The sequence below is a fragment of the uncultured Thermanaerothrix sp. genome (assembly GCF_938028735.1).
In the GTDB taxonomy this organism is placed as follows: domain Bacteria; phylum Chloroflexota; class Anaerolineae; order Anaerolineales; family Anaerolineaceae; genus Thermanaerothrix.
This window is the reverse complement of the sequence record NZ_CALIMF010000005.1, coordinates 35,697-50,602: the sequence shown is the minus strand read 5'-3', so window position 1 is coordinate 50,602 and position 14,906 is coordinate 35,697. Positions and strand designations below refer to the sequence as shown.

General features: G+C 57.3%; 13 protein-coding genes. 6 read left to right on the top strand and 7 right to left on the bottom strand.

Annotated elements, in window-relative coordinates; translation table 11 throughout:
* The first annotated feature begins 39 nt into the window (after positions 1–39).
* Together Q0721_RS03895 and Q0721_RS03890 are read left to right on the top strand one after the other, a co-directional pair.
* Positions 40–1,218: a hypothetical protein gene (locus tag Q0721_RS03895; RefSeq protein ID WP_299025603.1), complete on the top strand. Its 1,179-nt coding sequence runs from the start codon at positions 40–42 to the stop codon at positions 1,216–1,218.
* Complete coding sequence (locus Q0721_RS03890) at positions 1,200–2,183, top strand: LCP family protein (protein WP_299025600.1); 984 nt, start codon at positions 1,200–1,202, stop codon at positions 2,181–2,183. Before Q0721_RS03895 ends, Q0721_RS03890 begins: the two co-directional genes overlap by 19 nt.
* Positions 2,184–2,188: 5 nt before the next feature.
* Here Q0721_RS03890 and Q0721_RS03885 read toward each other — a convergent pair whose 3' ends face one another.
* From Q0721_RS03885 to Q0721_RS03865, 5 genes are all read right to left on the bottom strand, one after another.
* Positions 2,189–3,859, bottom strand: coding sequence for an AarF/ABC1/UbiB kinase family protein (locus tag Q0721_RS03885; protein WP_299025599.1), 1,671 nt, complete (start codon positions 3,857–3,859; stop codon positions 2,189–2,191).
* 91 nt (positions 3,860–3,950) lie between these two features.
* Positions 3,951–4,883: a DUF5667 domain-containing protein gene (locus tag Q0721_RS03880; protein ID WP_299025596.1), complete on the bottom strand. Its 933-nt coding sequence runs from the start codon at positions 4,881–4,883 to the stop codon at positions 3,951–3,953.
* Positions 4,864–5,427: a sigma-70 family RNA polymerase sigma factor gene (locus Q0721_RS03875; protein ID WP_299025593.1), complete on the bottom strand. Its 564-nt coding sequence runs from the start codon at positions 5,425–5,427 to the stop codon at positions 4,864–4,866. Before Q0721_RS03875 ends, Q0721_RS03880 begins: the two co-directional genes overlap by 20 nt.
* A 74-nt stretch (positions 5,428–5,501) precedes the next feature.
* On the bottom strand, positions 5,502–6,959 hold the full coding sequence (locus tag Q0721_RS03870) for an ATP-binding protein (RefSeq protein WP_299025590.1): 1,458 nt from the start codon (positions 6,957–6,959) through the stop codon (positions 5,502–5,504).
* The gene (locus tag Q0721_RS03865; RefSeq protein WP_366519169.1) at positions 6,952–7,647 is read right to left on the bottom strand and encodes a response regulator transcription factor; all 696 of its coding nucleotides are present in this window, start codon (positions 7,645–7,647) and stop codon (positions 6,952–6,954) included. Before Q0721_RS03865 ends, Q0721_RS03870 begins: the two co-directional genes overlap by 8 nt.
* Before the next feature lie 146 nt (positions 7,648–7,793).
* On the opposite strand from Q0721_RS03865, the gene Q0721_RS03860 reads away from it, so the two are divergent.
* The 3 genes from Q0721_RS03860 to Q0721_RS03850 are packed head-to-tail and all read left to right on the top strand — an operon-like array spanning position 7,794 to position 11,994.
* Positions 7,794–9,845, top strand: coding sequence for a glycoside hydrolase family 2 TIM barrel-domain containing protein (locus tag Q0721_RS03860; RefSeq protein WP_299025584.1), 2,052 nt, complete (start codon positions 7,794–7,796; stop codon positions 9,843–9,845).
* Positions 9,842–10,663: a ChbG/HpnK family deacetylase gene (locus Q0721_RS03855; RefSeq protein WP_299025581.1), complete on the top strand. Its 822-nt coding sequence runs from the start codon at positions 9,842–9,844 to the stop codon at positions 10,661–10,663. The genes Q0721_RS03860 and Q0721_RS03855 overlap by 4 nt, the downstream gene beginning before the upstream one ends.
* The gene (locus Q0721_RS03850) at positions 10,663–11,994 is read left to right on the top strand and encodes an MFS transporter (RefSeq protein WP_299025577.1); all 1,332 of its coding nucleotides are present in this window, start codon (positions 10,663–10,665) and stop codon (positions 11,992–11,994) included. The genes Q0721_RS03855 and Q0721_RS03850 overlap by 1 nt, the downstream gene beginning before the upstream one ends.
* On the opposite strand, the gene rsmG is transcribed toward Q0721_RS03850, so the two are convergent.
* The gene (gene rsmG / locus Q0721_RS03845) at positions 11,984–12,700 is read right to left on the bottom strand and encodes a 16S rRNA (guanine(527)-N(7))-methyltransferase RsmG (protein WP_299025575.1); all 717 of its coding nucleotides are present in this window, start codon (positions 12,698–12,700) and stop codon (positions 11,984–11,986) included. The genes Q0721_RS03850 and rsmG overlap by 11 nt on opposite strands.
* A gap of 304 nt (positions 12,701–13,004) precedes the next feature.
* On the opposite strand from rsmG, the gene Q0721_RS03840 reads away from it, so the two are divergent.
* Positions 13,005–13,349: a DsrE family protein gene (locus tag Q0721_RS03840; protein WP_299025572.1), complete on the top strand. Its 345-nt coding sequence runs from the start codon at positions 13,005–13,007 to the stop codon at positions 13,347–13,349.
* A gap of 33 nt (positions 13,350–13,382) precedes the next feature.
* Here Q0721_RS03840 and gatB read toward each other — a convergent pair whose 3' ends face one another.
* Positions 13,383–14,855, bottom strand: coding sequence for an Asp-tRNA(Asn)/Glu-tRNA(Gln) amidotransferase subunit GatB (gene gatB, locus Q0721_RS03835; protein ID WP_299025569.1), 1,473 nt, complete (start codon positions 14,853–14,855; stop codon positions 13,383–13,385).
* Positions 14,856–14,906 lie beyond the last annotated feature (51 nt).

Here is a 14,906-nt window from a genome sequence, read left to right as displayed (position 1 = left end):
TGGAGACTTAGGGCGTTGAGCGAGGAGAGGAGGTTGATCGTGGATCGGTGGCGGCTAATCTTGGCCTTGGGGCTGTTGGTTGTGGGATGTGCTCCGATGCCTTCACCCACGCCAACACCTTCCGCCTTGCTAACGTCTGGTGCCTTGGCAACAGTGCCTTCACCCTTGCCAACACCGACCTGGATTGCGTCCCCGGTGCCACTTATGCCAGCGTCCTCGGCGGAGATTCACCGCTGGCCCGCTCCGAATGGACAGTGGGTGGCCGTGGTGGATCGGGCAGCAGGTAGCCTGGTGCTGGAAAGTGTGCTGGGGCACCGCAAGGAGGTGTTTGGACCGGGCTCTGGGGTGTTAGAGGTGCGCTGGTCAGGGGATTCAAGCCATCTAGCCGTAGCACGACGCGATGCCGCGGCGCCTCCAACGGCGGCAGCGGCAGATATCTGGCTAGTCATATTGGATGCAGAAGGGCCTCGCGCTCCGATGCTGTTGCTAAAGCCAGAGGCGGGGTTGCCATATGCGGCTGCACAATTCTTTCTCGGGCAGTGGTCACCGGATAATGGGCATTTGCTCTTCTGGTCTGGCCCGTTAAGTGCCTCGATTGCGGCGGATGGTCTTCCCTTATGGTGCTTGGATGTTCAAAGTGGCAAGGTGATGGCACTTAGCGATGTTGCGTTGGTTAACCTAACGTATCAATCCTGGGCGCCGCAGGGGCAGGCGGTGGTCTTTACCAATGGGGGGTACCGTTCGGCGTTGGTGGGCAAGTGGCTCGCCCGATATGATGTCCAGAATGGTAACGTTTCGATCTTGGTGCCGCCTGAGGAGATTGTTCCCGGACAAGTGGCTTGGTCACCAACTGGAGAGTGGATTGCCTTTGCTGGCGTGCCTGTTGATCAAACCGGGGAAATATACGCGGATTACATGGGATGGGATAATCCAGCCATTCAGGCGCGGCGGCTATACCTGTTGGACGTGGCAAGCGGTGAATACCGTCGCCTGAACGGTGATGAAGTGTTTCAAGATGCACCACGTTGGTCGCCCGATAGTCGCTCCCTTTACTATATCCAGATAGAAGGCGAGCAAGCGCAGGTCATGCAGGCGGCAATTCCCGGTGGAGAAGCCCAGTCTGTGGCAGGTTGCCAAGCGCCGCGCCCGCCAAGCGCCGGATATTACGGCCAGGTAGAGTGGGACGCGGTGTTTGAGGCGTGCTCTGTTTTGAAGTAAAATTGCACCTTGCTATGGACGAGCATTGGCAAGATCCTGGTCTGACTCAACGAGTGCCCGGGCGGGGACTAGAAGCGGAAAAGACCCGCCCGCGCTTAACAGAACCGATGGCACGTTTTCAACCGGTGCCAATTAAGCATCGCCGCCGCCAACCTCGGCTGGGGTGTCTCGGTCTTCTCCTAATTCCCCTGGTCGCGCTGTTTGCGGCCTATTTCCTGACCCCGTTCCAAACGCGCATTTTGCTGATGGGGGTGGATCGTGCACCTGAGGGCAGTATGGTTGCCCGCACGGATACAATCATCTTGGTGGGGATTGAGCCGCTCCAACCCCGTGTGCGGATGCTTTCCATCCCCCGCGACCTGTGGGTGACCATTCCTGGCGAGGGCGAGAATCGCATTAATACCGCTCATTTTTTTGCGGAAGCCAAAGTGCCCGGCACAGGCCCGCGTGCCTTGCAGGAGACATTGCGCTATAACTTCGGTCTGAACGTGCCTTTTTACGCTCGGGTGCGCTTTGAGGGGTTTGTGGCTCTCATTGACGCGATGGGCGGAATCACGCTGGACTTGCCCGAGCCCATGGCCGGCTATGACGCCGGACAGCATCATCTTGATGGCACTCAAGCGTTGGCTTTTGTGCGCAACCGCACCGGTAGTGATGATTTCTTCCGCATGGCCCATGGGCAACTCTTGCTCAAAGCCGCTTTCCGCCAGATGCTCAAGCCGGCTTCTTGGCCACGCATCCCGGCCGTTCTGCTGGCAGCGACCCAGGTGGTGGATACCAACGTTCCCACTTGGTTGTGGCCACGGCTCGCGCTGGCGCTGCTGCGTGCTGGCCCAGATGGGATTGAAACGCATGTGCTGGGACGGGAAATGGTAACCCCCTTCACCACCAGCGGGGGAGCCAATGTACTTCTGCCTAATTGGGATCTGATCCGCCCAATGGTGCAAGAGATGTTCGGCTCCTAATCGGCCTAGCGCGGGAGCAATGTCAGTAGCAAGGCGAGCAGGGCACCCAAACCGGCCACCGCTGCCGCAAAGTAATGTTCGTTCAGTGCCAATTGGGTAGCACTGAGGAGCAAGGCGGTGAAGACCACTGCCGTACTGATCTGCCGTGCTGAACGCTCTAGACGCGCGAAGCGGGCGTGCAGGATGGGATCGCTGACTTCCAGTTGCCCTTGGGCCAGGCGGGTTAACACGGCATCAGCGCGTTGCGGCAGAGCGATCAACGTGCGCAACATCTGCACTGAGGTCTTGAGCAAGGGACGGAGCAGGCTCTCTTGTTCGGCGCGCATCATCCGTTCGGCATAGGGCACGACGCTCTCCCACACATTGAACTGGGGGTCGAGCCCTAGGCAGATCCCGTTGAGAATGGAAAGGCAACGTCCAAGAAGTAACAGGTTTTGGGGTAACTGGAAAGGCATTTGGTAGAGTAATTGGCGGAATTCTACCAGCAGGCTCAGCACCTCTTCCTGGCTCATACTGATTTCTGCCAAAGTCTTGCCCCAGAAGCGGTCAAAGACCTCCTGAGTGGCTTTTTCAATCAACCGCAGATCGGCATTTGGGAGCAGGATGCCCATCTGCTGGTAGGCTTGCACCAGGCGTGTTGCGTCCCGGCTGGCTATTCCAACCAGCACCTCGCGCAGGGCTTCCATCAGGTCCGGCGGGACAGTGCCGGTCATGCCGAAATCCACAAACACCAGTTGCCAGGAACGAGAAGGCGGTTGATCGGTCTCGGAGGTAGACGGCAGAGGGTGGACGAAGAGGTTGCCAGGATGGGGGTCAGCGTGGAAGAAACCATCTTCAAAGATTTGCTTGAGGTAGGTGGTAATCAGGCGTTTAGCGACCTCGGCACGCTCAATTCCTGCTGCCTCAATGGCTGGGTAGTCAGTGATTTTGATGTCTCCCACATCCTCAAGGGTGAGCACACGTCGGGTAGTGTACTCCCAATACACCTTGGGGATGCGCACTTCGGTGTGCCCGGCGAAGTTAGCCGCAAAGATTTCGGCGTGGCGGGCTTCGCTGAGGTAATCAATTTCCTCGCGCAGGATGCGGCTGAACTCATCCACCAGTGCAGGCACATCCGCACGGCGGCGAACTGGGGGGAAAAGGTTGACCCAGCGCGCCACAACGCGCAGGGCCTGTAAATCGGTCTCTACGATGGCGGGGATGTTAGGGCGTTGTACCTTGACCACCACGGCAAGCGGCGTAGGGTCAGAAGTGGTATGGGGTGGATTGAGCCAAGCACGGTGTACTTGTCCAATCGAGGCGGCGGCGAGGGGACTTTCCTCAAAGACGAGGAAACGGGTTGCGAGCGGGGCGCCAAACTCGGTTTCCACAACGGCGCGAATGGCATCGAAGGGCTCGGGGGCCACTTCGTCTTGTAAACCGCTCAGTTCTTCGGTGATCTCTGGGGGAAGGATGTCAATGCGCGTGGAAAGGAACTGCCCGACTTTGATCATCACCCCCCCGAGTTGGATCGCCAGTTGGCGAAAGGCGGCGGCCAGGCGACGCAAGCGTTGCGGGCGAGTCGTGCGTACCAATTTTCCCAGCCCGAAACGAGGGAGGAGGATATCCCAGGTCAGGACGTGCAAAATGACCCCAGCAAAGAAGCGCAAAATGCGACGATAGCGCGCGCGTAACATCCCGTAAGGATTATAGCATTCAACGCCAACGCTGCCCCAGCATGTAGAAAGTGCGGGGGCAGCGCTGATCATTAGGGAGACTTAGCGGCTATTAGGGACGCATGGGGCCATTTCCCTGGCGTGGCGGCTGGGCAGTGGGCATCATCGGCCCACTGCCGGGGGTGCAGGTGGCTTCGGGGCCGGGACCAGGTCCGTAGCCGCTACCGGGGGTAGGGGTGTCTTGCGCCCAGGGGTTACCGCCCGGCCGTTGATTCCGAGGTGGCATGGGTACGCTCTCGGGCATGCCCTGGCGGAGGCGTTGGCGTAGCGTTTGTGGGTCCTGGAGGCCTTCTTGAACGGCCTGCAGGTGGGTTTGGATCATGGCACGGGTGCGCTGGAGCACGGCCTGTGCCACCGGGTTAGTGATATTGGCTTGTTGCTGCAAGCGTTGATATTGAACTTCCAAGCGTTGGCGAATACGCTCGAGGGCTTGGATCGCCTGCGTATCATTCTGGGCCACGGCTAGTTGCAAAGCCGTTTGCAGATGGGTCTGCAAACGCTGGAGGACAGGTTCAGGGGGTACTTCCTCGCGCGCCAACATTTGGGAGATCTCAGCCGTGCGCCGTTCAGCGAGTTCCAGATTAAGGTTGAGACGGGTCTGTGGATCGCGCGTGATTTCACTGCGCAAATCCTCACTCCAGGTCTTGACTGGGTAGAGCCAGTCATCGGGCATACTAGCCTGGGCTGCAGCTACGGTAACACCACCGCCGCCCAGCAACAGAGAAACTACTAGCAGAATTGTCGTTAAGGCGCTGAACATGGGTGAAACCTCCTTTTGGGGATGTGTCAAGCCTATCCATAAGGCTTTCCACCAATTCAGACGCCGTTCGGGGCGTGCAGATACGGCCAGTTGATGGGCTTGTTCCAGAAAAGCCCTCCGGCCTTGCGCCGCGGCCGCAGGATCACGGGGGGGGACGGCGCGTAATGCCTCTAGATGGGCGCGTACTTTGGGGTCAGGTTGGGGCTCAAGATGGGTTGGGGACATTTTCTACCTCTCGCTCCAGAATTCGTCGTAGAGCGGCCAGGGCACGGTGTTGCAAGGCTTTGACGGCGCCAACGGGTTTTTGCAAAGTGGCGGCCACTATCTCATTATCCAGATCTTCGACGAAGCGTAGCAGGATGACCTGGCGCTGTTCAGGGGTCAATTGCCACAGGGCGCGGCGCAGGCGCTGGCGCATCCAGGTAGCTTCCAGGTCGGCCTCGGGGTTGGGCGCGTCGGCACTCAGGTGGATACTATCGGCGTTGAGGGTCGGGGGTGGTTGGCGGCGATAGCGATCGGTGATCCAGTTGTGTGCAGTGCGGTAAAGATAGGCCTGAAGGTGCTGCTGAGGCCCGTGCCCGGCGTGAAGGGCATGCAGAAAGCGCGAGAAGGTTTCAGCAACGCATTCCTCGGCGACATCGCGGTCACCCAGTAAACGCATGGCATAGGCATACAGGCGAGGGCTGTAATAATCGTAGATCGCCGCCAATGCCTCAGGGTCAAAGCGTTGTGCCGCCTGCAACCATTCCCGTTCGTTCGGCGAGTTCATTTTCCGTAATATTTAGACGCCGATGATGTGCTCGAGATACGCCCAATCCCGATGAGCAAACCCAGATTTTCGCTTTATGTCCGGGGTAGTATGGGAAGTGTGAATTCCAGGCGCGTGCCGTACCCCTTTCCCGAAGGATCGGTGTAGATGGGGCTGGTGGCGCGGACCTCACCCCCATGCAGGTGAACTAATTGTTTGACAATGGCCAAACCCAGGCCTGAACCACCCCTACTGCGGGCGCGGGATTTATCTGCGCGGTAGAAGCGCTCAAATACGTGGGGTAAATCTTCACGCGGGATGCCCGGCCCGGTATCGTTGACTGCAACTGTTACCTTGTGCGCATGCGGATCTGGGGTGATCTCAATCCGGATGTTTCCACCTTCAGGGGTGTAGCGCAGGGCATTGTCGAGCAGGTTGGCGAACACCTGTTGGATGCGTTGCGCGTCCAAGGGTAATGCAGGGAGGTTATCCGGTGCGATTATTTCAAGATGAATGGCCTTTTGTGCTGCAGCGGCTTCGAACTGCCCGGTTACTTTCTGGACCAAGGGAAGGAGTTCGGTGGGTTGTTTCTCCAGAGTGAGGTGCCCGGACTCGGCCAGCGAAAGCAGGCGCAGGTCTGCTACCAAGCGATTGAGCAACTGGACTTGATCATTGAGGACTCGGATTTGTTCTGAGTCCATTGGGAGGACGCCATCTTGCATGGCTTCAAGGTTGGCTTGCAAGACCGCCAGGGGGGTGCGCAATTCGTGGGCAACGTCGGCCACCATCTGGCGGCGAGCTTTTTCGGCCCGTTCCAGGCTGGTGGCCATTTCGTTGAAAGCGAGTGAAACAGCGCCGATTTCATCCTGCGTGGCGACCGGGACGCGCTGAGAAAGATCACCTTTGGCAATGGCCTGAGCCGCACGCTGGAGGCGGCGCAGGGGAGCAATGATGCGATAGACGATGAGGGCCACGATGATCAAAGCGGCTACGCTGGCAATGATGACGGCACCGAGCACGGCCCGGTTAACCGCCCTCAAGAATTCGCTTTCAAGGGTTGCTGCTCCGGTTACACCGGCCGGTAAGACCAATAATGTGCCGACTTGGGAGTTTCCAACACGAATGGGTGCGCCAAGCGCCAGTGCTTCCGCTGGGGCGGATTGGCCTTCCCACAGCCCCTGAGTATCGAGAACAACGCGCCCGCTGGCGTCCACCAGCACCAGCCGTTGGGCCAAAACGCGCCCTAACAGGGTGGGCTGTAGAGGCATCATATGCCCACTTTCACTACCCATCATACCCTGGCCCATACGTCCCCGTGGCCACATCTCGGCCATGTGAAGGAACATATCAATCCCTTCCCAGGAACCGGTGCGCTGGTAATAATCGGCTAGCACGGGTGCTAACCGTTGTGCCCAGGCTTGTGCGCTGCGTTCGGTGTAGGTGCCAAAGGCCAGGCGGGTAGCACGGCGGGTTAGTACGACAGTGAGCACGGCACCTAGGAGTAGCACCCCTAAGAAGGCTGCCACTAATTTTAGGTACAAACGGCTAGGCATCCTCGGTGATCTCCAATTTGTAACCCACACCGAAGACAGTCTGGATATAGGTGGGGCGGCGTGGGTTGGGTTCGATCTTGGCACGCAGGTTTTTGATGTGGGCGTCTATGGTGCGCTCATAACCCGGGTAATCGGTGCCTAAAGCGTGTTCCAGCAATTGCAGGCGGGTGAAAACGCGCCGCGGGTGGCGGGCCAGGGTTACCAGCAGCGCAAACTCGGTAGGGGTCAGATTAACCGGTTTGCCGTCCACGGTAACGAGGCGTTGGGCCAGATCAATCTCAAGTTTTCCAATCCGTAGCTGCTCGGTCTCGGTCAGGGTTTCAGTAGCGCGGCGGAAAATGGCCCGCACGCGGGCCACAATTTCCCGTGGGCTGAAGGGTTTGGTTACGTAATCATCCGCCCCTAGTTCTAACCCGGTAATGCGATCCACTTCTTCCACCCGTGCGGTGAGCATCAGGATGGGCACGTTCGATTCACGGCGGATGACACGAGCTACGTCCAGCCCGTCCATGCCTGGCAAGTTGAGGTCCAGAATGACGAAATCAGGGCGTTCGCGGCGGAAGAGATTTAGGGCTTCTTCACCATCTCCGGCCCGAATGACCTGAAACCCGGCTCGTTCCAAATAGCCCTGGATCACCCGGACAATCTGAGGTTCATCATCAACCACCAAAATCTTCTTCACTTCCATGCTCCAATGATTTTAAGGCCAAGATGTGAAGAAAGTGTGAAATCCTTCTCGCCTGGCGGGTTGCAAGCCAAATTCGGATTGGCTATACTCAAATTATCTCATAACCCTGTCCTTTTTCTGAAGGGCAACTCCCAGGAGAGAAGTTTATGGAACGTGCTCATTTTATCCCTCATCCTGCGCTGCAACCGCACGAACTCCCTCGCACAGGCTGGCGTGAAGTTGGGCTTCCCCATCAGTGGACATTAGAGGGGCTAGAAGCTGAGGTGGGGTGGTATCGGTTGACGCTACCTCAAGCCGAGGCCCAACAGCGGCGCTGGGTGCGTGTGTGGGCAGATTATTATGCCGAAGCGTGGTTAGATGAGACGTATCTAGGCCGCCATGAGGGCTATTTTGAGCCCTGGACCATTTCCTTGCCCGTTACAGGGGATATCTTATGGTTGCGGGTGGCGGCGCCCAAAGAGCCTTATGACGAAGTGTGGCCACGCTTTAAGCGTCAGATCAAGGGTGTTTTTGGGCAGCACGATTGCCGACCCGGCAGCATTGGCCCGCGGGGTCAGGAGCGTGGCACAGGCGGGCTATGGGGTGGAGTAGCCGTTTGGACGAGCAGTGCTGTGGCGTTATTGGGAGTACGTGCCTTCCCGCTGCAGATTGCGGGTGGATGGCGTTTGCAGATTGAAGTAGAGTGTGATAGTGTCCAGACACATCAAGCCGCCGTTTCCTTGACCCTCCGGCCTGAGAATTTTGAGGCTGATGGGTTTAGCAGTGAGCGCCAAGTAGATCTTATTCCAGGCCGACAACGTTTGCGCTTTTACTGGCTGTTACCAGAAATGGCACGCTGGGAGGTGTGGGAACGCGGCTTTCCTCACCTCTATCGGTTGAGCGTGCGATTAGGGGAAGAAGAAGTCTCGACCCATGTTGGTTTTCGTACGGTAACGCGTGAGGGGGATTGGGTATGCTTAAACGGACGCCGGTTATTCCTGCGTGGCACGAATATTATTCCTACCCAGTGGTTGGCAGGCTATTCTCTCGCCCAAGCGGAGGCAGATGTGCGTCTGCTCAAAGAGGCGCATCTCAATGCGGTACGGGTGCACGCGCATGTAACCCATCCGGCGTTTTATGAGGTCTGTGATCGTGAGGGCCTTCTGGTTTGGCAGGATATGCCGTTGCAATGGGGATATGCTCTGGATGACGCCTTTGCCCACGAAGTGGTGCGTCAGGCTGAGGCTTTAACCTGGGTATTGGGCAACCACCCTAGCATTTTCCTGTGGTGTGCCAGCAATGAACCCACCCATAATCGTTACACCACGGTGCCATTGGTGGCAACTGCGTTGCGTGGTAGCGATCCAACCCGCCTGGTCAAAGAGGCTTCGGATTTCCGTGAGCATACCTATCCAGGGTGGTATTGGGGGCATTGGCGCGATTTTCTAGCGTTGCCTGCAGCGCCGCTTCCTTCGGAATTTGGGGCACAAGCCCTGCCGCGTGCTGAGACATTACGGCGGGTGCTGGGTGAGGCCGCCTGGCCACCCCGCTGGGAAGTGTGGGCGTACCACAATTTCCAAGCCGAACAAACCTTTCGTGTGGCCGGGGTCGAGATGGGCGACAGCCTGGAGACGTTTGTGACAAATTCGCAGGCCTATCAGGCACAGTTGTTGCGTTTTGCTATTGAGGCTTACCGCCGCGCCAAAGGAAAGATCACCGGGTATTTCCAGTTTATGTTTGTGGAACCCTGGGACGGGATAACGTGGGCGGTGGTTGAAGCGGATCGCACTCCCAAAGCGGGTTACTATGCCCTCAAAGAAGCTTCCAGCCCAGTGTTGCTCTCTTTGGTGCCCTATCGCGAAGTGACCGAAATCGGACAGCCACCAATTAATGAGGTCTGGCTGATCAATGATCTAGAACGTCCTTTGGAGGTGTGGGTAAGGTTGCGGCTGGAAGGGCCGGTCAGTGGAATGTTGGGCGAACTACAGGCAAAACTGGCGGCGCAAGAAGCGCGTTGCTTGTTCAATCTAGCGGAGGGCTATGAAGCTCCACCAGGGGAGGGCGAATGGTTGGCGCGGGCAGCGCAGTTTTTACGCACCTTGATTCCCGGCGATTATCATCTGGTTGGCGAGGTGTGGGAAGGTGAGACGCTACTTACCACCAGTACGTTGGTGATTCGCTATCTTTCACCTATTGTGCCCTTAGGAGGTGCGTGGTGAGCGAGACAGTTTGGGAGTTTCTGGGTTTAAGTGGAAAAAAGGCGCTGATTTTGCATCACGACGATTTAGGGCTATTGCAGGCTCAAAATGCAGCCTATGAGGCGCTAGGGTTCCCGACCGGATCGGTCATGGTACCAGCTAGTTGGGCGTCACAGTTGGCCCAGCATGCTTGGGCAGATTTAGGCGTTCATCTGACCCTAACCAGTGAATGGCGTGCACCACGTCTGCGTCCGCTTACGTCGGGCTCCAGCCTGCGTGATTCGAGCGGTCACTTCTGGCCGAGCGTTGAAGAGGCCTGGCTACACATTCGGACTGAGGAGGCTGAGGCTGAACTACGGGCCCAAATTCACGCGGCATTGGCCATGGGCATTGACGTGACCCATGTGGATACCCACATGGGCGCGGTATTGCGTCCTGATATAGCAGAGATCTACCTGAAACTGGCGCTTGAATTCCGTCTACCTGCTTTCATCCCCGAGTCTTTGGAGGCGGTCCATCTACCGGCGCCGCTGCGCCGGCCGATTGAAAACTTGCTCGATCGTGCGCCTTTGCCCAAAGTGCGCTGGTTGGATAGTTATCCTGTTCCGCCAGCCCAAAAGCGGGAATGGTTTATTGAAACCCTGTGCCAGGCCGGTCCAGGGGTTTATCATTTGATCCATCATGCGGCCATCCCCACTCCTGAGGCCCAAACCCTGCCGGATTGGGAGAAGCGCAAATCTGATTATGAGGCCCTGCAGGACCCGGAAGTGCGTCGGGTGATCGGGGAATTTGTGTTGCTCACCTATCGTCAGGTGCGGGAAGCGTTGCGGAGGATTTGATGAACCGCGATCCATTATCTCCAGCGCCTCGAGCCAACCCCTGGCGTTATGCCCTAGGGGAATTCGGGCTCAGCCTGCCCGGCTTCGCCATTGGTACCTATTTGGTTTTCTTTTATTCGGATGTGCTGGCGTTGCCGGTTACCCTGGTGGCGATAGCCCGAGCCATTAATTCGGTATGGGATGGATTCAATGATCCGATTTTTGCCCATCTTTCGGATCGTACCCGCACTCGCTGGGGACGGCGCCGCCCCTGGCTGTGGCTGGTGTTACCGCTGAATCTGATTGCCTGGCTGGCACTGTGGGCACCCCCCCGCCAAGCAGATGTCCAGACTCTTTTTATCTGGTTCCTGGTCTTTTTGCTATTCTCGGAGACGGTGGCAACCATTAGTTGGGTTAATTACAATGCCCTTTTCCCCCGTCTCTTCACCACCGAGGCGCAACGGGTGCGGGCCAATGCGATTCGTAAGGCGTTGGGACAGGTAGCGCTGATCGGCGGAATTGCGCTCAGCCCATTGCTGTACAGCCGGTGGGGCTTTGCCGGTATGGGCGCGGTGTGGGCGGTAATCGGTAGCCTGGCCTTCTTGTTGTTCTTGCTGGATTTTCGTGAGGATGGAGAAACTTCATCTGCCGAACCCATGCCCAATTTCTTGCACAATGTTTGGGGGTTACTCAAGAATTTCTCCTATCGTCTGTATTTGGGCATTTACATGCTTTCGACCCTAACCAATGGCCTACTAATGGCCGGAATGCCGTTCTACGCTAAATATTCCTTGGGTTTGGCGGAAGGGCAGACCTCGCTCTTGTTTGGCGCCGTTTTCGTGACCGCTATACCCGGCGTGGCGCTCTGGATTTATATCACCCGCCGTTTACGTGCGGCACGTGCCTGGCAACTCGCCTTGGCTTGGCTGATGTTGGCGCTGTTACCCTTGATTGCCGTTCGCTCGCTATGGGGTAGCCTCCTTACAGCAGCAGTAATTGGGCTGGGATTAAGTGGGGGTATGGTGTTGGGCGATGTGGTCCTCGGACAAATCATTGATGAGGACGCGCATCGCCACGGGCGGCCACGCGAAGCCATGTTCTACGGTCTGGCTTCGGTGCTGGCCCGCCTTTCGGGCTTGCTCAATGCCCAGAGTTTTGTCTTGTTGACTTGGCTCTTCGGTTATGTGAGTGGTGAGCAACCTGGTCCTGACCCTGATGCGGCGTTTCGCTTTTTTATGGTGGTGATCCCGGGAATTGCGTTGCTACTTGCGGTAGGTATGGCCGGATGGCTGCGTCGATCCTTGGGCGAGACTCAACCGGAAGTCATGACTCCCACAGGGCCTACTGAATAGGCTTCTTTGCCGGTAGACCGACACGGCGCGGATAACTAGGTGGGGTGGCGCTTTGCTTGCGAATAACGATTAGGTAGCGTTCCTCGGCCACACCTGGTAAATAGACTGGCAAGATCTGTTGTAGTTGCCCACCCAGGATGCGGATTGCACGCTCGGCGCCTTGCGTTTCAGCCGGGCCGCTAGCGCCTTTTTGGGCCAGCATCGCCCCACCGACTCGCACCAGCGGTAAGAGATATTCTACCAATACCGGCATGTTGGCCACCGCACGAGCCACAGCCCAATCGTAACGCTCGCGGTGGGCGGGATCTTGCCCTAATTCCTCGGCGCGCCCCTGGATCAGGGTGACTTTCTCAAGTTTTAGCACTTCCACGATGTGACGGCAGAAGGCCAGTTTTTTGCCCACCGAATCCACCAGGGTAACCTCGAGATGAGGCAGAAGGATCTTAAGGGGAAGGCCGGGAAACCCGGCACCGGTACCGATATCAATCAGGGATTGGGGAGGCGTGCTGTTGCGCCACGCAAGGATACAGGTGAGAGAATCCAGGAAGTGTTTGGTGCGGATGCCCTCAGGATCACGAATGGCCGTGAGGTTGAAACGGGTATTCCAGGCCAGCAATTCCTGTTCATAAGTAGCAAACGCTGCGCGCTGACGCGGCGTCAGTTTGATCCCCAAAAGATTTTGCACATCCTGGGCGAACTTCTCCATGCGCCGCCATTATACCGAAACTTAGGCGCTTTGTGGCCTTGAGGCATGCGTTTTTTCGCAGGCGTGGTTATAATCAAAGTACATCCCCTTGCCGGAGGCCGGCCACAGTGAACGCGCCTAAGTACTGATTTTTATGTCGGGTACGGGAGCGTACCCCTAAGGCGGACGTGCCTGTGGCGACCAGAGCGGCCCGGTGGGGGCAAGGAGTGTGAAAACCTTCTGTCAGGTCATGGGCCAGGAGGGAGCCAGAGGCGGTCTGCTCACTCTGTTGATCTATTTTGGCTTACTTGTCAGGAGGTCATGTATGTCCGCGTCTGATACTGTATGGCTTTTTACCCGCTACGGGCTGGGTGAGGGCCCGGCAGAACTGCAGCAGCAACTGGTAGTCAAGTATCTTACCCTGGCTCTGGAAAGCGGAAAACTACCGGCCAAGGTGCTTTTCTACACCGAGGGGGTGCGGTTGGCTTGTAGCGGTTCACCCGTTTTGAGTCAGTTGCGTGAATTAGAAAAGCGTGGGGTTGAACTGGTGCTCTGCCACACTTGCCTCAGTTACTTCGGTTTGCTGGATCAGGTGCAAGTGGGTGTGGTAGGGGGCATGGGAGATATTTTAGAAGCCCTCAACCAAGCTGCCAAAGTGGTGGCGTTATAAGGGGCGAGGATTTTCGTGGCCGGCCTTTCCCCTTCAATTGGCATGATGGGATTTCAATTCGCTTAGTTGGCGCTCCAATTCTGCCCGTAGCACTTGGGGGTTGGCTTTTCCCCCCACGGCACGCATGACCTGGCCGAAAAACCAGTTGGCCAGGGTTTCTTTGCCCCGCAGGTAGGACTGGACTTCATTAGGGTTTTCTGCCAGTACCCGGGCTACTAAGGCGCGCAGGGCATCAGCATCTGAAACTTGACGTAGGCCTCGTGAGGTAATGATCGCTGCGGCCCGTTCCCCGCTTTGGAGCATTTCTTGTAACACGGCCTTGGCAGTGGTTTGATTGATTTCGCCGGCCTGGAGATGAGCGAGCAGTTCAGCCAATGCGTCTGGGCTAACTTTAAGTTGCTCAATGCTCTCGCCGCTTTCGTTCATCCAGGCAAACACCTCGCCGAGGATCCAGTTGGCAATCATTCGTGGGGGCAAATCAGAGGCAGCCCTGACCGCCGCTTCGTAATACTCGGCGACGGCACGCTCATTGACCAGAAGCGCTGCATCAATGGGGGACAATCCATAATTTTCGATAAAGCGTCGCCGCCGGGCATGAGGTAATTCAGGCAGGGCCGCGCGCACAGCAGCGATCCAAGCCTTTTCAATGACGAGGGGGGGCAAATCTGGCTCTGGGAAGTAGCGATAATCGTGGGCTTCCTCTTTGCTACGCTGTGAATACGTGCGCTCTTCTGTCTCGTTCCAACCGAGGGTCTCTTGCTCCACGTGTTGACCCTGGCTGAGCAAGCGACTCTGACGCTCAATTTCATAAGCAACGGCCCGTTCGAGGGCGCGGAAACTGTTTAGGTTTTTGATCTCGACGCGTGTACCCAGCTGCGTGCTCCCTTTGGGACGTACCGAGACATTGGCTTCAAAGCGAATGACGCCCTTTTCCATATCACCAGAATTGACCCCTAGATACCGCAAGAGGGTGCGCAACGCCATGGCGTAAGCCCGCACTTCCTCTACACTGAAAAGATCGGGCTCAGAGACAATTTCTAGGAGAGGCACGCCAGCGCGATTGAGATCCACCAGGGAAAAGCTTTCACCACCCGGTGGGGTGATATGCGTGAGTTTGCCGGTGTCCTCTTCGAGGTGCACCCGCCGAATACTCACGGCGCGCTCGCCTGCGCTGGTGAAAATAGGCAAGCGACCGTGTTGGGCGAGCGGATACTCGTATTGCGAAATCTGGTAACCCTTAGGTAAGTCGGGATAGAAATAATTTTTACGCGCAAAGAGGCTATGGGTAGCAATCTCGCAATCCAGGGCCAGTGCGACCCGCAGGGCATACTCCACAGCACGCTGGTTGATCACCGGTAAAACTCCCGGCATGCCGGCACAGACCGGGCAGACGGCTGTATTGGGTTCGGCCTGAGTCGCATCCACGACCGGGCAGGCACAAAACATCTTAGAGCGGGTTTGAAGTTCTGCGTGGACTTCTAAACCAATGACGGGCTCAAATTCCATGATTCCCTCACCGTGCATAACCTCTACCCAACCTTCGGAAGGCCTGCGGGT